We start from the raw sequence: 19,028 nt of genomic DNA, 5'->3' as shown, positions 1-19,028 counted from the left end.
GAAGCTGAGCAGGGAAAACGCCCAGTCATACTAAGGCCAGGACCGGTGAATCCGTCACCGCTGATCAGCGCAGGCCGAGCTCCCGCGCGATCAGCATCCGCTGCACCTCGCTCGTGCCCTCGCCGATCTCGAGGATCTTCGCGTCGCGGTAGAACCGGCCGACCGGGTACTCGTTCATGAAGCCGTACCCGCCGAAGATCTGCGTCGCGTCCCGCGCGTTGTCCATCGCCGCGTTGGAGCTGACGAGCTTCGCGATCGCCGCCTCCTTCTTGAACGGCTCGCCGCGCAGCATCTTCGACGCGGCCGCGTAGTAGGCGAGGCGGGCGGTGTGCGCGCGGGCCTCCATGTCGGCGATCTTGAACTGGATGGCCTGGTACTCGCCGATGGCGTGCCCGAACGCGGTCCGTTCGTGGGCGTACCGGACGCACTCGTCGACGCAGCCCTGCGCCAGGCCGACGGACAGCGCGGCGATCGCGACGCGTCCTTCGTCCAGGATGGACAGGAACTGCGCGTACCCGCGGCCGCGCTTGCCGAGGAGGTTCGCCAGCGGCACCGCGCAGTCCACGAAGGACAGCTCGTGGGTGTCGGAGGCGTTCCAGCCGACCTTCGAGTAGCTCTTGGACACCGAGAAGCCGGGCGTGCCGGACGGCACGATGATCGCCGAGATCTCCTTGCGGCCGTCCGCCGCCTTGCCGGTGACCGCGGTGGCGGTGACCAGGCCGGTGATCCTGGTGCCCGAGTTGGTGATGAACGCCTTGGAGCCGTTGAGCACCCAGTTGCCGTCCCGCTCGGTGGCGGTGGTCAGCGTCGCGCCGGCGTCGGAGCCGCCGCCCGGTTCGGTGAGCCCGAACGCGCCGAGCATCTCGCCGGAGCACAGCTTGGGCAGCCACTCCCGCTTCTGCTCCTCGGTGCCGAACCGGTAGATCGGCATGGCGCCGAGCGACACCCCGGCCTCGAGCGTGATCGCGACCGACGAGTCGACCCGCGCGAGCTCCTCCAGCGCGACGCACACGGCGAGGAAGTCGCCGCCCATGCCGCCGTACTCCTCGGGGAACGGCAGGCCGAACAGGCCCATGCGACCCATCTTCGCCACGATCTCGTACGGGAACTCGCCCTTCTCGTACAGCTCGCCGATGACCGGCGCGACCTCCTCGCGCGCGAACTCCTCGACGGTCTTGCGGAGGGCCTCGTGCTCCTCGGTGAGCCGGAAGTCGATCATGACTGCTCCTCTTGTGGGGTCACCACGGCAAGGGGTTGGTTCAGCGCGACCTGTTGGCCCGCGCGGACGTGCAGTTCGGTGACCACGCCGTCGACCGGCGCCGTCACGGTGTGCTCCATCTTCATCGCCTCGACGACGACCAGCGGCGCCCCGGCCGCCACGACGTCGCCCGCCGCGGCCTTCACGACCAGGACCGTGCCGGGCATCGGGCTGGTCACCGGCCCGCCGTCGGTGACCGCGGCGGCGCCGCTGCGCAGCAGCGAGTGCTCGTCGACCGGCCAGGTCCGCCCGTCGGCGGCGAGCCACAGCGTGTCGCCGTCCTGCGCGCGCCGGAACGTGGTCCGGCGGCCGCCGAAGGTCACGACGAGCCGGTCGCGGTCGCGGCGCGCGGACGCCCGCACGGGCTCCGCCTCGCCGACCACGACGGACGCCGCCGCCGGCGTGCCGGTGACGCGCACGGTCTCCGCGCGGTCGCCGCTGACCAGCCGGAACGGGATCGCCGCCGGTCCGCCCAGCCGCCAGCCGTTGGCGAGGTCCCACGGGTCGACCACGTCGCCTGCGGGCCGCAGGTCGATCAGCTCGTCGAGCGCGGCCGCGGCGAACACCACGTCCGGCACGTCGGCCGCGACGAGCGCGTCGAGCTTGCGTTCCACCAGCCCGGTGTCGAGCCGTCCGGCCACCACGTCCTCGTCGGACAGCAGGGCGCGCAGGAACGCGACGTTGGTGCCGACCCCGAGCACGGCGGTGTCGCCGAGCGCCGTGTGCAGGTTGCGCAGCGCGGTCTCCCGGTCGCCGCCCCACGCGATCACCTTGGCGAGCATGGGGTCGTAGTTCGAGCCGACCACGGTTCCCGTGCGCAGCGCGGAGTCCACGCGCACGTGCTCGTCGAGCGGCTCGCTGATCGCCAGCACCCGGCCACCGGTGGGCAGGAAGCCGCGCGCGGGGTCCTCCGCGTAGACGCGGGCCTCCACCGCGTGCCCCCGGAAGTCCACATCGGACTGCGCGACCGTCAGCCGCTGCCCGGACGCGACCCGGATCTGCTGCTCCACCAGGTCGATCCCGGTCACCATCTCCGTCACCGGGTGCTCGACCTGCAGGCGCGTGTTCATCTCCATGAAGAAGAACTCGTCCGGCCGGTCGGTCGACACGATGAACTCGACGGTGCCGGCGCCGGTGTAGCCGACGGACCGGGCGGCGTCCACCGCGGAGGCGCCCATGCGCTCCCGCTGCTCGGGGGTGAGCAGCGGCGACGGCGCCTCCTCGATGATCTTCTGGTGCCGCCGCTGCAGGCTGCATTCGCGCTCGCCGAGGTGGATCACGGTGCCGTGGGTGTCGGCGAGCACCTGGATCTCGATGTGCCTGGGATTGCTGACGAAGCGCTCGACCAGCAGGGTGTCGTCGCCGAACGCGCCGCGGGCCTCGCGGCGCGCCGACTCCAGCGCGGCGGGCAGGTCGGCGGGGTGCTCCACGCGCCGCATGCCCTTGCCGCCGCCACCCGCGGACGGCTTGACCAGCACCGGGTAGCCGACCTCGGCGGCGGCCGCGACGAGCTGCTCGTCGGACATGCCCAGCTCGGTCCGCCCCGGCACGACCGGCACGCCCGCCGCGCTCACGGTCTGCTTCGCGCGGATCTTGTCGCCCATGGCCTCGATCGCCTCGGGCGGCGGGCCGACGAACACGACGCCCGCCTCGGCGCAGGCCCGCGCGAACGCCGCGTTCTCCGCGAGGAAGCCGTACCCCGGGTGCACGGCCTGCGCACCCGTTTCCCGCGCGGCGGCCACGATGTCCTCGATGGACAGGTAGCTGCCGACCCGCACCGCATCGTCGGCCTCGGCGACGTGCCGGGCGTCCGCGTCGGCGTCGGTGTACACCGCGACCGACCGGATCCCCATGCCGGACAACGTCCTCGCCACCCGGATCGCGATCTCGCCGCGGTTGGCGATCAGCACTGCGTGGAACACCATGCTCACATCCTGAAGACGCCGTAGCGGACCGGTTCCAGGGGCTTGTTCGCCGCGGCGGACAGGCCGAGCCCCAGCACCATCCGCGTGTCGGCCGGGTCGATCACGCCGTCGTCCCAGAGCCGCGCGGTCGAGTAGTACGGGTGGCCCTGGTCCTCGTACTGCGCGCGGATCGGCTCCTTGAACGCTTCCTCGTCCTCCGCCGACCAGTCGTCGCCGAGCTGGTCGCGGCGCACGGTCGCCAGCACGGACGCCGCCTGCTCGCCACCCATCACGGAGATCCGCGCGTTGGGCCACATCCACAGGAACCGCGGCTCGTACGCCCGGCCGCACATCGAGTAGTTGCCCGCGCCGAACGAGCCGCCGATGATCACGGTGAACTTCGGCACCCGGGCGCACGCCACCGCGGTCACCATCTTGGCGCCGTGCTTGGCGATGCCGGACGTCTCGTAGTCGCGGCCGACCATGAACCCGGTGATGTTCTGCAGGAACACCAGGGGCACGCTGCGCTGGTCGCACAGCTCGATGAAGTGCGCGCCCTTGACCGCGGACTCGCCGAACAGCACGCCGTTGTTCGCGACGATCCCGACCGGGTGGCCGTGGATGCGGGCGAACCCGGTGACGAGCGTGGTGCCGTACTCCTTCTTGAACTCCCGGAACCGGCTGCCGTCCACGATCCGCGCGATCACCTCGCGCACGTCGTACGGGGTGCGCGAGTCGGTGGGCACCACGCCGTACAGCCCGGCCGGGTCGACGGCGGGCTCCTCGACCGGCGCGACCTCCCACGGGCGCGGCGCGCGCGGGCCGAGCGTGGACACGATCGAGCGGACGATCCGCAGCGCGTGCCCGTCGTCCTCGGCGAGGTGGTCGGTGACCCCGGACTGTCGCGAGTGGACGTCGCCGCCGCCGAGCTCCTCCGCGGTGACGACCTCCCCGGTGGCGGCCTTCACCAGCGGCGGGCCGCCGAGGAAGATCGTGCCCTGGTTGCGGACGATCACGGCCTCGTCGCTCATCGCGGGCACGTACGCGCCGCCCGCGGTGCACGAGCCGAGCACGGCCGCGATCTGCGGGATGCCGCGCGCGGACATGGTGGCCTGGTTGAAGAAGATCCGCCCGAAGTGCTCGCGGTCCGGAAACACCTCGTCCTGCTTGGGCAGGAACGCGCCGCCGGAGTCCACCAGGTAGACGCACGGCAGGTTGTTGTGGAGCGCGACCTCCTGTGCGCGGAGGTGCTTCTTGACGGTCATCGGGTAGTACGTGCCGCCCTTGACCGTGGCGTCGTTGGCGACGATCACGCACTCGCGGCCGGACACGCGGCCGACGCCGGTGATGATGCCCGCGGCGGGGGCCTCGTCGTCGTACATGCCGGTCGCGGCCAGCGGGGACAGTTCGAGGAACGGCGAGCCGGGGTCGACCAGCGACTCGACCCGGTCCCGCGGCAGCAGCTTGCCGCGGTCGAGGTGCCGCTGCCTGGCCCGCTCGCCGCCACCGCGCGCGGCGGTGGCGGTACGGGCACGCAGGTCGTCGACGAGTGCGGTGTGCTCCTTCACGTACCGCTGGTACGCGGGGTCACCCGGGTCGGCTCCGCTCCCCAGCACGGGCGCGTCCATCTCACTCCGCTCACGTTAGCCATCGTTAACATGAGCGATGTTATCGCCGCCCGGCGCGGTCGTCCACCCGGTGTCCGGCCGGCCTCAACCCAGGCTCTGGCGTGCGGACGGGACCCGGCGAACGCGCGACGCCGGGTCCCGTCCGGGGTGGCCCGCCTAGGCGACCGCGGACAACGCCGCGTAGTAGCCCCCGCTGTGGCCGGCCGCGTTCGGGTGATACGACTCGTCGATCGGGAAGGTGACACTGTTCAGCCACCAGTCACCGGACGAGCAGATCTCGTGGCCCGCGAACGCCGACCGGCCGTCCACGAACGTGAAGCCGAACGCCCCCGCGCGGCCCGCGATGACCTCGGCGAGCACGTCGGACGAGCCGTTGATCGCGGCGCGCTTGGTCTCCGAGAGGCCGACGTTGCAGTCCCCGTCCAGCTGGTAGATGTGCGGGTAGCCGAGCACGACGACGTGCGCGTTCGGCGCCCGGCCGCTGATCTCGGCGTACACGCTGTCCAACCGCGCGGGCAGCTCGGTGCGCGCGAAGTCCTGCGCCTCCTGGTTCCGCGTCACGCAACTGTCGTCCGAGCCGAGGTTGCAGTCGGTCATGACGTCGGCGAAGCCGGCGTCGTTGCCGCCGATGGAGATCGTGACCAGCGCGGTGTCCGCGGTGAGCGCGCCGACCTGCCCGGCGAGCACGTCCGAGGTGACCGCCCCGGAACAGGCGACGAACTCGAACGCGGCGGGCGCGTTGGCGTTCGCCCACAGCTGCGCGTAGGCGTTGGCGCTGCGCTTGCAACCGCCGCTGTCGCCGTAGTCACCGGCACCGGTGCCGGACGCGTAGGAGTCACCGAGCGCGACGTACTTCCCAGCCGCCGCAACGGGATCGGCGGACGCTGGGGCGGACGCCACCCCGGTCGCGACCACGGCCGCGAAGAGGGAGATGGCAATGGAACGGAGACGCATTTCCTTCGAACCTCCTGTGGAGGGCTTCCCGACGCCCCATCCCTACCAGTAAGTAACAACCCTCCAAACCAGTCCGTTAGTAGGTCACGGTTACCAATAGATGCACCAGCAAACCCACGAGTCCCGCCCCCAGAACCCGCGAGTCGCGCTCTCGCGCACACCGAGTTGCACGTTTCGTGCAGGCGCGCCGGCCGGGCATGTGCACGAAACACACAACTCGGTATGCCTGAGAGCGTGACTCGCGCTGTTCGAGAGCGGGACTCGCGGGGGTTGCGGTGGTGTTAGTGGGCGTTTACGTCGTCGGTAGCATGGAGGGGTGTCCAGCCGTCGCGAGCAGATACTCGCCGCCGCAGCTGAGTTGTTCGCGCGGCACGGGTTCCACGGGGTGGGCATCGACGAGATCGGGGCGGCCGTCGGGGTTTCCGGGCCCGCGCTCTACCGGCACTTCCGCAGCAAGGACGCGATGCTCGGCGAGATGCTGACCTCGATCAGCGAGGTGCTGCTCGGCGGCGGGCTCGAACGGCGCGAGCGCACGGCGGACCCGGCGAAGCTGCTCGGCGAGCTGATCGCCTTCCACGTCGACTTCGCGCTCGACAACCCCGCGTTGATCACCGTGCAGGAACGGAACCTGGGCAACCTCACCGACCCCGACCGCCGCCGCGTGCGCGCGCTGCAGCGCCGGTACGTGGAGGTGTGGGTGCAGGCCCTCCTCGAGACCGCGCCGGACCTCGGCGAGCCGACCGCCCGCGCGGCCGCCCACGCCGTGTTCGGCCTGATCAACTCCACCCCGCACAGCAGGCACCTCGGCCGTGACGGGATGGCCACGATGCTGCGCGAGATGGCGGCCGCGGCGCTGACCGGCGCGGCGGGCGACGGCCGTCGCTGACGGGCAGCGGCGCCCACCTCGGCAAACGTTTTCTCACCGTGGTCCATCCGGGTGACCGGCCGCCACAGCAAGTCCACGTCTCGGTAGTGTTTCGCTTACCGATCAATTCAGACCAAGAGGTGGACGGTGTCACAGCAGACCAACTGGGTTCCGACCTCGGTTGACCTCGAAAAGGCCAGCGCGGCAAGGATGTACGACTACGTCCTCGGCGGGAACCACAACTTCGCCGTGGACCGCGCGCTGGTGGAGGAGCTGCTCAAGGTCCAGCCGGACGTCAAGCGGTTCGCGATCATGAACAGGGCGTTCATGCGCCGTGCTGTGCTGTTCATGATCGAGCAGGGCATCCGGCAGTTCCTCGACCTCGGGTCGGGCATCCCCACCGTCGGCAACGTGCACGAGATCGCCAGGGCGGCCGTCCCGGACGCCAGGGTGGTGTACGTCGACAACGAGCACGTCGCGGTCGCGCACAGCCAGCTCCTGCTCGAGGGCGACGAGAACGCGGTGATGGTCCACGCCGACATCACGAAGCCCGGCCTCGTGCTCAACGACGACGCGACGAGGCGGATCCTCGACTTCGATCAGCCGATCGGGCTGCTCGCGATCACGATCGGTCACTACATCCTCGACGAGCACGACCCGAACGCGGTGTTCGCCGCGTACCGCGACGTCCTGGCGCCCGGCAGCTACCTCGCCCTCACCCACCTCACCGACGACTTCGACGACATCGCGAGCGACCAGATCATCGCGAAGATGCGGTCGTCGCAGAACACCGTCATGGCCAGGACCAAGGCGGAGATCCTGCCGTTCTTCGGCGACTTCGAGCTCGTCGAGCCCGGGCTGGTGAGCACGTCCCAGTGGCGGCCCGAGCGCGAACCGGACCAGGCGAGCGACGGTCTGTATGCCGGGGTAGCCCGAAAGAGGTAACACGGTCGGGATGGCTGGGTGGCGGCAGCGGCCCGCTCCCGGCACCATCGCATGAGCCACGACCACACGACCATGGACAACCTGCAATGCCGGACCCACGCGTGACCGCTCCGCCGGTGCACCGCCGGGAGCAGCTGGCGCGCGCCTGGACCCGGTCGGCGACCACGGCGTCGTACATCCCGCGCTCGGTCGACGACATCGAGCTCGTCCTGCTCGAGCTCGTCGACGAGGTGCTGGCGAGCCTCGCGGCCGACGACTTCTCCCCGCGGCAGGGCTCGAGCATCGGCGCACGGCTGGTCGCCGAGGGCTTCATCGACCCGTCCGCGCTGGCGGCGACGATCACCGTGCTGTCCCGCGAGCTGCTCGGCGACCTGGCGGCGACCCCGGACAACGAGCTGGCGCGCCGCACGGTCACGTTGCTCGGCGCCATGTCCGCCGGCTTCGCGAACAGCCTGCGCGACTACACGCTGACCCAGCAGGAAGAGGTCAAGCAGGCGCTGTTCAACGCGGTCCTGCGGGCCGAGCACAACCTGCGCGGCACCGAGAACCGCTTCCGCGAGGTGTTCGCGACCTCCGCGACCGGCATCGTGATCACCGACCTCGACGGCATGTGCATCGAGGCGAACCCGGCGCTCGCCGCCATCCTCGCCACCGAGGCGGAGCGGTTGCCGGGCCGCATGCTGACCGACATCTTCCGCGACGAGGGCGCGGGCGACGTCATGGCCGCCTACCGGCGCATCCTGGACGGCGAGCAGGCCCGGGTGCACGAGCACCGCAGACTCCGCAAGGAGGACGGTGAGATCGCATGGGTCCTGCTCGCGATCTCGCTTCTGAGAGACGGCGCGGGCGACCCCGCGTTCTTCGTCACGATGGTGCAGGACGTCACCGAACTGCACCTGTTGCAGGACCGGCTCGGCCACCAGCTGCTGTACGACGCGCTGACCGGCCTGCCGAACCGCCAGTGCTTCCACACCAAGCTGGAGAGCATGCTCGAACGCGCCGACCCGCGCGCGACGATCACGTTGTGCTGCCTGAACCTCGACGCGTTCTCGCTGGTGAACAACAGCTTCGGCCACGCGGTCGGCGACCGGCTGCTGCAGGCGGTCGGCCGCAGGCTCGAGCAGGCGGTGTCGGACGAGAACGCGCTCGTGGCACGCATCAGCGGCGACGAGTTCGCCGTCCTCGTCGAGGATTCGCCCACCACACCGGACATCGGCGACCTGATCGGCGTGCTGACCGCGGAGCTCGCGGACCCGGAGTACATCGACGGCACCGGCGTCGCGGTCGGCGCGAGCGTCGGCGCGGTGCGCAGGCGGGCCGGTGAGGGCGACGCGACCGAGCTGTTCCGCGCCGCGGACACCGCGCTGCGCAAGGCGCGGGCGACCGGGCGGCGGCAGTGGGCCGAGTTCCACGCGGGCGAGGACCGGGCGGCGGCCGAGCTGGACCGGCTCGCCGCGGCGATGCCCGCGGCGTGGGAGGTCGGTGAGCTGTCGGTGGACTTCACCCCGGTCGTGCGGCTCGCGGACCACGAACCCGTTGGCGCGCGGGCGGTTCTGTCGTGGTCGGAGGCAGGCCACGCGACGTGCGTGCGGCTCGCGGAGCGCACGGGCTGGTCCGTCCACCTCGGACCGCTGCTGTTGCTGGAGGCGTGCAAGCGGTTCGCGGGCCGGCCCGGTGTGCTGCGGGTGCAGCTGACCCGCAACCAGTCCGGCGACGCGGACCTCGTGCGCGCGGTGCGCAGGGCGCTCGAGGAGAGCGGGCTGACCGCCGGGCGGCTGGAGCTGTCGCTCGACGTCGGCGCGCTGCTCGACGAGTTCGGTGACGCGCGGGACAACCTGGAGGTGCTCGGCGACATCGGCGTGCACGTGGGGATGTGCGGGGTCACCGGTGGGCCGCTGGACTTCGACCTGGTCAGCGCGACCGGGGTGCGGTCGGTGACGCTGTCGGGCGCGCTCGGCGCCGGCAGCGAGGTGCTGGCCGAGGAGACCGCGAGGACGGTGCGCATGTTCGACTCGCTCGGCGCGACCTGTTCGGTGCTCGACGTGCGTACGCTCGAGGCGGCGGATTGGTGGTCGTCGATCGGGGTAGCCACCGCCCAGGGTGGTGTGTTCAGTGGAGCCTGAGTCACGGGTGGTCGCCGCGGCGAGCGCCGCGCTCACCGCGATGCAGGACGGGGTGGCGGAGCCCGCCGTGCCGGAGCAGCACGCGCGGGACGTGATGTTGTTGCTGTTCCACGAGTGCAGCGCGATGGTCTCGGCACTCGGCAGCGGCGGCACGGCCCCGGTGAAGATGCAGGTCTTCGACAACGCGGGCAACGAGGTGCCGATCGACGAGGCCGACCCGCCGGTCCGCACGGCCGTGCGGGTGCTGCTCGCGGAGGTGCACGGCGACAGCGAGGCGGCGCGCACGCACATCGAGATCGCGCTCGCCAACGCGGCGCCGGACGAGATGGACACGCTGATGGTCCAGGCCCTGCGGTGGACCATGCGGCTGTCGGACGAGTGCTACAGCCGCGGCCTGCCGGTCGCGGAGTGGATCACCACGGCGCTGTCCTAGGCGCCCCAGGTCTGGCCGAGCGCGTACCGGGTGCCGTCGGGGTCGGAGAACATCGACCACCAGCCGAAGAACTGCTTCGACGGCGGCTCCGGGAAGGTGACGCCCTTGGCGGTCAACTCCTGGTAGGTCTTCTCGACATCGTCCGAGTAGAAGAACACGTTCGAGTGCGGGATGCCGTCGCGCACCTCGGGCGCGGTCCAGCCCGGCTGCCGCTTGCTGAGCACGAGCTTCGTCGCCCCGTCCGGCGAGACGACGGACAGCCAGCGCTCCTCCCCGTACGGCTCGTCCTGGTCGAGGGTGAAGCCCAGCGTGTCCACCCAGAACCGCTTCGCGACCTCCTGGTCCTCGACGTGGAGCACGACCTGGTTGACGCCTCGGATCACGACCGCCTCCATATAACCAAAGTGGATATAACCGGAGTGGACTGTATTGTGCCGGCATGGCAGACGGCAACCTCCCGCCGCTCACCCCGGCCGGCTACCAGGTGCTGCTCGCGCTCGCCAGCGGGACGACGCACGGTTACGCGATCATGCGGTTCGTCGACGAGGCCACCGGCGGCGCGGTGCGGCTCGGCCCCGGGACCCTGTACCGGACCATCGCCCGGCTGGCCGCGGACGGCCTGGTCGAGGAGACGGGCGAGGAGACCGACGCACGCAGGCGCGACTACCGGCTGACCAGGCGCGGGCAGGCCGCCGCCCGCCGCGAGTCGGCGCTGCTGGCGCGGTTGGTGGCCGTCGCGGCGGCGGCCGGGCTCCTGCCGTCCGAGGGCAGGTCGATCGCGTGAGCCGCGTCCACGCGCTCACCCCGCACCTGTTCGTCGCGGACGTCGACGCGGCGATCTCCTGGTACCGCACGGTGTTCGGCGCGGTGGAGCTGTTCCGCAACGTGCTGCCCGACGGCACGGTCCTGTTCGTCGAACTGGCCGTCGGCGACGCGCGCCTGCTGGTCAGCGCGGAGGTCCCCAGCCTGAACGCGCTGGCCCCGACCACGATCGGCGGCAGCCCGGTCCTGCTGCTGGCGGAGACCGACGACGTCGACGACCTGGCCCGGCGGGCGGTGTTCGCGGGCGGCTCGGTGGAGATGCCGGTGCGGGAGATGTTCTTCGGCGAGCGGTACGGGGTGGTCGCCGACCCGTTCGGGCACCGGTGGGCGCTGTCGACCCGACGCGAGCAGCTCACGCCGGAGGAGATCAACGCCGGCGGGCCGGGCTTGACGTGATCCGGTTTGCGATGCAAACCTATGTGCATCGCAATCAACTTGGGGGTCATGACATGACGGACACCGCGGGCCTGCTCGCCGAGCTGCGGACGCTCCGGCAACGCGCCAGGGAGGACCGGCACGGCTACGCGTTCTCGCTGCTCTTGTTCGGCGCGCTGATCCTCGCGGCGCCGCTGCTGTACGCGCCCGCCGACCGGACGGACTACTCGGCCGACTCGTTCGACCCGGCGCCGACCAAGGCGGACAACGTGCTCGTCCAGATCTTCCGCACCATGGCCGGCCCGGACCCCGCCCACCCCACGCTCATCGCCTGCTACTGGCTCTTCGTGCTGGTGGCCGGGTTCGGCGCCACCGCGTGGTGGTACCGGCGCCGGGCCGCGCGGATCGGCGTCGAGACCGACACGCGCGCGTTCCTCGTCGCGGCGGCCGCCGCGTTCGCGGGCTTCTTCCTGGGCACGTACGTCTTCTCGCGCTACGCGACCTCGCTCTACGGCGCGTGGCAGGTGAACCTGTCGCTGATGTTCGGCTCGCTGGCGCTCGCGGTGCTCGCCCTGTGGTGGAACCGGCGGCTGCCCGGTGTCTTCCTCGCGTCGGTGTTCGGCGCGGTCACCTTCTCGACCATCGCCGTGTACACCAACAAGGGCTTCTCCGCGCTGCTCGTGATCGCGGGCGGGCTGCTCGCGCTGGCGTGGCTGGAGCGGAGCGGGCTGCTCGGCGTGGTCAGCGTGCTGTTCACGATCGTGGCGATACCGTCCACGGCGATGATCATCAACCCGGTTGTCGTCCTCGACCCCGGATACGTCTTCTACCTGGCGGGCTGGCAGTACGACTGGGCGGACACCCGGATGTACGCGCTGCAGCAGGTGTTCCTGCCCGCCGTCGTGCTGCTCGTGGGCGGCACGGTCGCGGCGATCCGGTACCGCCGATGACCGACCACCCGACGAACGGCCTGAACGACGTCGTCCACCAGCGGCACCGCCTCGGCATCCTGACCATCGCGGCCGAGTCGAAGCGGGTCGAGTTCGGCTACCTCAAGGACGTGCTCGAGCTGACCGGCGGCAACCTGTCCCGCCACCTGACCGTGCTGGTCGACGCCGGGCTCCTCGACATGGAGAAGGGCTACGACGGCAAGCGGCCGAAGACGTGGGTGACCATCACGCAGGCGGGCAGGAAGGCGCTGGCCGCCGAGATCGCGGCACTGCGCGCGCTCGTCGACCGGCACGGCGGATGACCGTCCGCGCATACTTGCTGCCGTGATCACCGTGCAGGGCGTCGTGGACCGGGTCGGCCCGACGTTGCTGCACACCCGGCTCGCGGGCGGCGGCGGGCACGTGACCGACGTCGTGATCGCCGAGTCCGGCCGGCGGGACCAGGTCGGCGACGGTGACCTGGTCCTGGGTGTCGCCGTGCACACCACCAAGGACGCCGCCGAGCTGGTCCGGTACTGCGGCAGCCAGGGCGCCGCCGCCGTGCTCCTCAAGCCGCCGCTGCCGGTGCGCGCGGCCGTCCGGTCGGCCGCGCAGGCACACGGGACCGCGCTGGTGGAGGTTCATGCCGCCGCCTCCTGGGCGCAGGTGGTGTGGCTCCTGCGGTCGGTGCTGGACGCGGCCGCGGACGAGTCCGACGACGCGCACGGCGGCGAACCGGCGCTGGGCGACCTGTTCCGGCTGGCCGACGCGGCCGCCGCGGTGGTCGACGCGCCGGTCACCATCGAGGACGCCAACTCCCGCGTGCTCGCCTACTCGGCCCGCCAGGACCGCACCGACCCCGCCCGCGTGTCGACGATCATGGGCAGGCGGGTGCCGGACGACGTGCTGGCCCGCTTCCGCTCCCGTGGCGTGTTCCGGGAGCTGTCGCGCGGGCGGACGACGATCTTCGTGCCGAGGCAGGCCGACGGCACGCTGCCCCGGCTGATCGTGCCGATCCGCATGGGCGGTGAGCTGCTCGGTTCCATGTGGGCGGTGGTGGCGGGGCCGGTGTCCGACGAGCGGGCGGCCGCGTTCGCCGACACCGCCCCGGTCGTCGCGCTGCACCTGCTGCGCCGCCGTGCCAGGGAGGACGCCGAGCGCCGCCGGTCCGCCGAGCTGGTCCGCGCGGTGCTGGAGGGCACGGGCAGCGTGCGGCTCGCGGCGGCCGAGCTGGACCTGCCCGACGAGCCGCACCGCGTGGTGGCGATGGCCGTCCGCGGCCCGGACCCGCTGGGGGCCGAGGGCATGCGGCTCGCGTTGTGGGAGCGGATCACCACGGGCATCGGCAAACGGCCTGCCGTGGCCGAGCTGCGCGACGTGCTGTACGCGGTCGTGCCGGACCGCAGCGGCTGGCCCGCGCTGCGCCAGGCGCTGACCGGGGAGGAAGAACCGCTGGTCGCGGCGGGTCCGCCGGTGCCGCTGGGCGAGCTGGCCGGGTCACGGGCGCTGGCCGAGGAGATGCTGAACCTGCTGCGGACCGGGCTGATCGCGGGTCCTCTGGTCAGTCACGAGGACGCGTGGCAGGTGCTGGTGCTGCACCGCTCGGCGACCGGCGCGCTGAGCGCGGGCGCGACCGAGTTCGGGCCCCTCGCGGTGCTGCGGGCGCAGGACGAGCAGGCCGGGACGTCGTACGTGGACACGCTGTACGAGTGGCTGCGCCACCCCGGCGACCCGCGCGCGGCCAGCAAGGCGCTGCGGATCCACCCGAACACGCTGCGGTACCGGATGGCGAAGCTGGTCGAGCTGGCGAAGATCGACCTGGACGACCCGGACACCCGCCTGGCGCTGCTCGTCCAACTGGCGGCGCTGCGCTGGGCATGACTGTGCCAGCAGCACTACAGCGAGCCTCAATTCTGGTTCCAGCGTCACGATGACACTTACTTATTGTTATCTCATCGTGGTGTACGACACCCACTTGGCCCAGTCGCCGGAAGGACCACAAGCCGTGAAGATCGCCGTCCCTCGGGAGATCAAGAATCACGAGTACCGGGTCGCGCTGACCCCGGCAGGCGTGCACGAGCTGACCGCGCACGGGCACGACGTGTTCGTCGAGGCGGGCGCCGGGCTCGGCTCCGCGATCACCGACGAGGAGTACCTCGCCGCGGGCGCGAAGATCCTGGCCAAGGCCGAGGACGTGTGGGCCGAGGGCGAGATGGTCATGAAGGTGAAGGAGCCGATCGCCTCGGAGTACCCGCTGCTGCGCCGGGACCAGGTGCTGTTCACGTACCTGCACCTGGCGGCGGACGAGCCGCTGACGAAGGCGCTGATGGCGGCGGGCACGACCTCGATCGCGTACGAGACGGTGCAGACGGCGAACGGCGCGCTGCCGCTGCTGGCGCCGATGTCGGAGGTGGCGGGCAGGCTGGCGCCGCAGGTGGGCGCCTACGCGATGATGAAGCCGTCCGGTGGCCGGGGCGTGCTGCCCGGTGGTGTGCCGGGGGTGACGCCCGCGAAGGTCGTGGTGATCGGCGGCGGTGTCGCGGGCCTGAACGCGGCGACGATCGCGGTCGGCATGGGCGCTGACGTGTCGGTGCTGGACACGAACGTGGACCGGCTGCGCCAGATCGACGCCCAGTTCCAGGGCCGGTTGAAGACGGTCACGTCGAACCGGTACGCGGTGGAGCAGGCCGCGAAGGAGGCGGACCTGGTGATCGGCGCGGTGCTGGTGCCGGGTGCGCGGGCGCCGAAGCTGATCAGCAACGAGCTGGTGGCGGACATGAAGCCGGGGTCGGTGCTGGTGGACATCGCGATCGACCAGGGCGGTTGCTTCGCGGACTCGCGCCCGACGACGCACGCGGAGCCGACGTACGAGGTGCACCAGTCGGTGTTCTACTGCGTGGCGAACATGCCGGGCGCGGTGCCGAGGACGTCGACGTACGCGCTGACGAACGTGACGCTGCCGTACGCGACGGCGCTGGCGAACAAGGGCTGGGAGGCGGCGCTGCGGGACGACCGTGCGCTGGCGCTGGGCCTGAACACGCACGGCGGCGCGCTGACGAACGGCCCGGTGGCGGAGGCCCACAACCTCCCGCACACCGAGTTGACCAAAATCGTCAACTAATCAACACGTCACGAAAAGCAGAAACACCCCGGCACCCCGAAAAAGGTGCAGACCACCAACAGAAACCGAACACCCTGTCGCAAATCCGCGACAGGGTGTTCCCCCATAAGCCCCCGGAAGAGAAAACACAACCACGCCCACCCCACGAGACACCCACCCCCACCCCCGGCCCACGAGCCAGAGGACCCCACCAGCCCACCCGAGCAAGCACCAAGCGGGCAAGCCCCCGAAGACCCAGCGGCACCCCCCCAGCACCACCGACAACCGCCCCAGCCCACCAGCAAGAACCAGCAGCACAGCCCACCGGCGCAGCCCACCAGCAAGAACCACCAGCGAGAACCACCAGCAAGAACCACCGGAGCGAAAGGCAACCACGCTGAGTCGAGAGATCCCGCACCGTGGGGGTCTGGGGGGTCGCCCCCCAGAACAAACAAGGAGACCGGGAAGGCGTGAAACGCCGAACAGGCGGATCGAGGGCGGCCCGCTCAACCAGCCTGGGGGTCACTGGGAGCGGGCCGCCAGGTGCAAGCTTAAAGGCATGGGGTCGAGAACGGTGCAACTGGGGGTGGGTGAGTTTCATTAGTTCTCAACTCGACACCTTCCGTACCCCGAAGGTCGTTCACGGTCCGCACAGCAGCGGTGACTACCCATACGGCGACTGGTCACCCGACGGGAACGCTCGATCGAGTGAGAATGCTGGCAATGGAGTGAAGTACCCCGATTACCACTTCGGTCGGCCGTTTCCGCGGCCGATGTGGCAGGCGTGACTGAACCCCGCTGGTCCGTACGTTGCATCGATCCGTTCGGTCGGGACCGGGCGTTGATGGTGCTGGTCGAGAACGAGAGAGTCGTGCTGGTCCCCCCTCCGGGTGCCGCCGCGGTGTTGTCCGCGCAGCAGGCCAGGGGTCTGGGGCTGGCGCTCGACCAGGCCGCCGTCCGCACCGACGACCGCCACGACCGTCAGGCAGGCTGATCCCCGTGTGGCCTGGCATGGACGACACCCGCCGTGCCGTGCTGGCGCGGCTGGCGGCGCTCGACGAGGTGGCGGGCAAGGCCGACCCGTCGACGCTGCTGCCGCTGGCCCGCACGGAGCTGCGCAGGCTCGCCGACGGCTGGCGCCGCCTGCTGACCGCCCACCGCATGGACTCCGACGGCCGCTGCGCGGCCTGCCGAACCGCTGTTCGCGCACGTCGGTGGCCGTGCCAGGTGTGGCGGGCCGCCCACGAGCAGCTCATCGGCGACGGCCTGCCGCACCGGCAGCGCCCGCACCCGCTGCGCAACCCGTTCACCCGCACGAGCAGCCGCTGACCCACAACTCCCCCGTTCGCCACAACCTCGCCCCCGCCATGCGGCAAGATGGCCCGCACGAAACCCGCAGGCGAGGCAGGAGGACACGTGTCGGACGGCAGCGGCCGCATCGTGGTGCAGAACCTGAGCAAGAACTTCGGTCAGGTCGCCGCGGTACAGAACCTCAGTTTCCAGGTGGAACCCGGCTCGGTGACGGGCTTCCTCGGCCCGAACGGCTCGGGCAAGACCACGACGCTGCGCATGCTGCTCGGGTTGGTGACGCCGACGGCGGGCTACGCGACGATCAACGGCCAGCCGTTCCACCGGCTGGGCAACCCGGGCCGGATCGTGGGCGGTGTGCTGGAGGCGCAGGGCTTCCACCCCGGTCGTTCCGCGCGGGACCACCTGCGCGTGTACGCGGCCGCGATGGGTGTGCCCGACCAGCGCGCCGACGAGGTGCTGAACCTGGTCGGTCTCGGCCAGGCCGGCAACCGCGCGGCGGGCGGGTTCTCGCTGGGCATGAAGCAGCGCCTGGCGCTGGCGACCGCGCTGCTGGGTGACCCGCAGGTGCTGGTGCTGGACGAGCCGGCGAACGGCCTCGACCCCGAGGGCATCGCGTGGCTGCGCACGTTCCTGAAGGCGTTCGCGCAGAGCGGCAGGACGGTGCTGATCTCCAGCCACCTGCTGGCGGAGGTCGAGCAGACGATCGACCAGGTCGTGATCATCAGCCGTGGTCAGACGATGTACTACGGCATGCTGGACGACCTGCGGAAGTCGCAGAAGTCGCGGGTGGTCGTGCAGTCCGCCGACCCGCAGAAGCTGGCGGTCGCGCTGCGGGAGATGAAGATCACCGAGGTGTCGCCGACGCCGGACGGCAAGCTCGCGGTGGTCGGCGCGACCGTGCAGCAGGTGGGTGACATCGCGTCGCAGGCCGGCGTCGCCGTCTACGGCATGCAGGAGGAGCGGGCCGACCTCGAGCAGCTGTTCTTCGCGCTGACGAGCGGCCAGTACGCGGCGCCCGGCCAGGTGCCGCACGGCCAGCTGCCGCCGGTCCCGCCCGGCTACCAGCAGGGTCCGCCGCAGGGGTACCAGCAGGGGCCGCCGCCGGGGTACCAGCAGGGTTACGCCCCGCCGCAGCAGACGCCGCCCGGTGGGTGGCAGCCGCAGGGTGGCTGGCAGCAGCCCCAGCAACCGCAGCAGTACCAGCAGCAGCCGCAGGGCTACCAGACCCCGCCGGGCGGGTGGCAGCAGCCGCAGCCGCCCGCGCCACCTCAGCCGACGCCGCCGCCGCAGGACTGGGGGCAGCCGCCGAGCGGTCCGCAGCCGGTGCAGGCGCCGGTGGCACCACCGCCACCACCGGCCAACGACCAGAACCCGAACTCCGGCGGCACGGGCGGAGGCAACAACTGATGGGCAACCTGATCAAGGCGGAGTTCCGCAAGATCCTCACCACCAAGATGTGGTGGGCGATGATGGTCCCCGCCGTGCTGCTGGCGCTGGGCTGGGCGTGGGGCGTGTCGGCGCTGATCACGTCGATCGTCGACGACCTCTCCAACGAGGCGGTGTTCCGCGAGTTCAACATCACGATCGATGACCTGTCGTGGTCGGTGATCGCGATGACGCGCGCCATGAACATCGCGACGATCTTCCCGATGATCTTCGGCACGCTGGCGCTGGCGAGCGAGCTGTCGCGGCGCACGATCACGACCAGCTTCCTGACCGCGCCGACCCGCGCGTCGCTGCTGTCGGCCAAGGCCATCACCTACGTCGTGTGGGGTGTGCTGTACGGCGTGGTGATCGCCGTGGGCGCGAGCCTCGGCACGCTGCTGGGCTCGAACAGCGACTACCTGCCCGACGCGGGCCAGTGGATGATGATGGCCCTCGCGGGCATCCTCGGCTGCCTGCTGTGGACGCTGTTCGGCCTCGGCGTCGGCGCGCTGCTCGGTTCGCCGGTCGGCGCGCTCGTGATCCTGTTGATCTACTCGCTGATCGTCGGCCCGGTCGGTGACCTCGTCATGACGGGTCTCACCGAGGGTTCGTACCTGGCGGGCTTCCTGCCGAACGGCTCGGCCAACGGGCTGACGAGCGCCACCGCGAGCCAGGTGCTCGTCGGGCAGCTCAACGACCTGGTGCAGAGCCTCGGCGGCACGCTCGACGCCGACGACGGGCTGGACTTCGAGCTGGGCGTGCGTGCCATCGCGGGCGCCCCCGGCGCGCTGTCGCTGTGGCTGTCGGGCCTGGTGTTCCTGGTGTGGACCTCGGTCTTCTTCTTCCTGGGCATCATGCGCAACAAGACGCGGGACATCACCTGATCGTGTGAATCCGGCAACGGGGTCCGCCATTGGCGGGCCCCGTTGCCGTTCGGGCGCCGGGACTGTCGGTGG

Annotated in this window: 19 protein-coding genes; 14 read left to right on the top strand and 5 right to left on the bottom strand. The window is 71.1% G+C overall.

The features are described 5' to 3' along the window. Positions 1 to 64 precede the first annotated feature (64 nt). The 4 genes from ACYQ77_RS04600 to ACYQ77_RS04585 all read right to left on the bottom strand — a co-directional run bounded on the left by ACYQ77_RS04600 (position 65) and on the right by ACYQ77_RS04585 (position 5,744). Positions 65 to 1,219, bottom strand: coding sequence for an acyl-CoA dehydrogenase family protein (locus ACYQ77_RS04600; RefSeq protein WP_459707683.1), 1,155 nt, complete (start codon positions 1,217 to 1,219; stop codon positions 65 to 67). Beyond that, positions 1,216 to 3,183: an acetyl/propionyl/methylcrotonyl-CoA carboxylase subunit alpha gene (locus tag ACYQ77_RS04595; protein ID WP_459707681.1), complete on the bottom strand. Its 1,968-nt coding sequence runs from the start codon at positions 3,181 to 3,183 to the stop codon at positions 1,216 to 1,218. The genes ACYQ77_RS04600 and ACYQ77_RS04595 overlap by 4 nt, the downstream gene beginning before the upstream one ends. Before the next feature lie 2 nt (positions 3,184 to 3,185). Then, positions 3,186 to 4,790, bottom strand: a complete 1,605-nt coding sequence (locus tag ACYQ77_RS04590) for a carboxyl transferase domain-containing protein (protein ID WP_459707679.1) — start codon at positions 4,788 to 4,790, stop codon at positions 3,186 to 3,188. A gap of 156 nt (positions 4,791 to 4,946) precedes the next feature. After that, a complete protein-coding gene (locus ACYQ77_RS04585) occupies positions 4,947 to 5,744 on the bottom strand; it encodes an SGNH/GDSL hydrolase family protein (protein WP_459707677.1) in 798 nt (265 codons plus the stop codon). A gap of 316 nt (positions 5,745 to 6,060) precedes the next feature. Here ACYQ77_RS04585 and ACYQ77_RS04580 point away from each other — a divergent pair, with 316 nt between their 5' ends. The 4 genes from ACYQ77_RS04580 to ACYQ77_RS04565 all read left to right on the top strand — a co-directional run bounded on the left by ACYQ77_RS04580 (position 6,061) and on the right by ACYQ77_RS04565 (position 10,110). After that, the gene (locus ACYQ77_RS04580; RefSeq protein WP_459707676.1) at positions 6,061 to 6,630 is read left to right on the top strand and encodes an SACE_7040 family transcriptional regulator; all 570 of its coding nucleotides are present in this window, start codon (positions 6,061 to 6,063) and stop codon (positions 6,628 to 6,630) included. Between the two features lie 126 nt (positions 6,631 to 6,756). Further along, on the top strand, positions 6,757 to 7,554 hold the full coding sequence (locus ACYQ77_RS04575; protein ID WP_459707674.1) for an SAM-dependent methyltransferase: 798 nt from the start codon (positions 6,757 to 6,759) through the stop codon (positions 7,552 to 7,554). A 101-nt stretch (positions 7,555 to 7,655) separates the two neighbouring features. Then, on the top strand, positions 7,656 to 9,677 hold the full coding sequence (locus tag ACYQ77_RS04570) for a diguanylate cyclase domain-containing protein (protein WP_459707673.1): 2,022 nt from the start codon (positions 7,656 to 7,658) through the stop codon (positions 9,675 to 9,677). 40 nt (positions 9,678 to 9,717) lie between these two features. After that, on the top strand, positions 9,718 to 10,110 hold the full coding sequence (locus ACYQ77_RS04565; RefSeq protein WP_459708149.1) for a hypothetical protein: 393 nt from the start codon (positions 9,718 to 9,720) through the stop codon (positions 10,108 to 10,110). On the opposite strand, the gene ACYQ77_RS04560 is transcribed toward ACYQ77_RS04565, so the two are convergent. After that, positions 10,107 to 10,493: a glyoxalase superfamily protein gene (locus tag ACYQ77_RS04560; protein ID WP_459707671.1), complete on the bottom strand. Its 387-nt coding sequence runs from the start codon at positions 10,491 to 10,493 to the stop codon at positions 10,107 to 10,109. The two genes, ACYQ77_RS04565 and ACYQ77_RS04560, sit on opposite strands and share 4 nt — an antisense overlap. A gap of 56 nt (positions 10,494 to 10,549) precedes the next feature. Between ACYQ77_RS04560 and ACYQ77_RS04555 the strand changes: the two genes are divergently transcribed. From ACYQ77_RS04555 to ACYQ77_RS04510, 10 genes are all read left to right on the top strand, one after another. Further along, complete coding sequence (locus ACYQ77_RS04555) at positions 10,550 to 10,894, top strand: PadR family transcriptional regulator (protein ID WP_459707669.1); 345 nt, start codon at positions 10,550 to 10,552, stop codon at positions 10,892 to 10,894. Further along, a complete protein-coding gene (locus ACYQ77_RS04550) occupies positions 10,891 to 11,328 on the top strand; it encodes a VOC family protein (protein WP_459707667.1) in 438 nt (145 codons plus the stop codon). Before ACYQ77_RS04555 ends, ACYQ77_RS04550 begins: the two co-directional genes overlap by 4 nt. A 53-nt stretch (positions 11,329 to 11,381) precedes the next feature. After that, the gene (locus ACYQ77_RS04545) at positions 11,382 to 12,257 is read left to right on the top strand and encodes a hypothetical protein (RefSeq protein ID WP_459707666.1); all 876 of its coding nucleotides are present in this window, start codon (positions 11,382 to 11,384) and stop codon (positions 12,255 to 12,257) included. After that, positions 12,254 to 12,559 (top strand): transcriptional regulator, encoded by a 306-nt coding sequence (locus ACYQ77_RS04540; RefSeq protein WP_459707664.1) that lies wholly within the window; start codon positions 12,254 to 12,256, stop codon positions 12,557 to 12,559. Before ACYQ77_RS04545 ends, ACYQ77_RS04540 begins: the two co-directional genes overlap by 4 nt. Before the next feature lie 22 nt (positions 12,560 to 12,581). Next, complete coding sequence (locus ACYQ77_RS04535) at positions 12,582 to 14,117, top strand: PucR family transcriptional regulator (RefSeq protein WP_459707661.1); 1,536 nt, start codon at positions 12,582 to 12,584, stop codon at positions 14,115 to 14,117. Positions 14,118 to 14,241: 124 nt separating this feature from the next. Continuing rightward, on the top strand, positions 14,242 to 15,357 hold the full coding sequence (gene ald, locus ACYQ77_RS04530; protein ID WP_459707660.1) for an alanine dehydrogenase: 1,116 nt from the start codon (positions 14,242 to 14,244) through the stop codon (positions 15,355 to 15,357). A gap of 850 nt (positions 15,358 to 16,207) precedes the next feature. Continuing rightward, positions 16,208 to 16,330 (top strand): hypothetical protein, encoded by a 123-nt coding sequence (locus tag ACYQ77_RS04525; RefSeq protein ID WP_459707659.1) that lies wholly within the window; start codon positions 16,208 to 16,210, stop codon positions 16,328 to 16,330. A gap of 17 nt (positions 16,331 to 16,347) precedes the next feature. Next, on the top strand, positions 16,348 to 16,665 hold the full coding sequence (locus ACYQ77_RS04520) for a hypothetical protein (RefSeq protein ID WP_459707657.1): 318 nt from the start codon (positions 16,348 to 16,350) through the stop codon (positions 16,663 to 16,665). Positions 16,666 to 16,752: 87 nt separating this feature from the next. After that, positions 16,753 to 18,054, top strand: coding sequence for an ABC transporter ATP-binding protein (locus ACYQ77_RS04515; protein ID WP_459707655.1), 1,302 nt, complete (start codon positions 16,753 to 16,755; stop codon positions 18,052 to 18,054). Beyond that, positions 18,054 to 18,956, top strand: a complete 903-nt coding sequence (locus tag ACYQ77_RS04510; RefSeq protein ID WP_459707654.1) for an ABC transporter permease subunit — start codon at positions 18,054 to 18,056, stop codon at positions 18,954 to 18,956. The genes ACYQ77_RS04515 and ACYQ77_RS04510 overlap by 1 nt, the downstream gene beginning before the upstream one ends. The last annotated feature ends 72 nt before the right edge of the window (positions 18,957 to 19,028 follow it).

The sequence above is a fragment of the Actinophytocola sp. KF-1 genome (genome assembly GCF_054661535.1).
The sequence above is the reverse complement of the archived record's forward strand: the minus strand, read 5'-3'. Positions and strand labels throughout refer to the sequence as shown.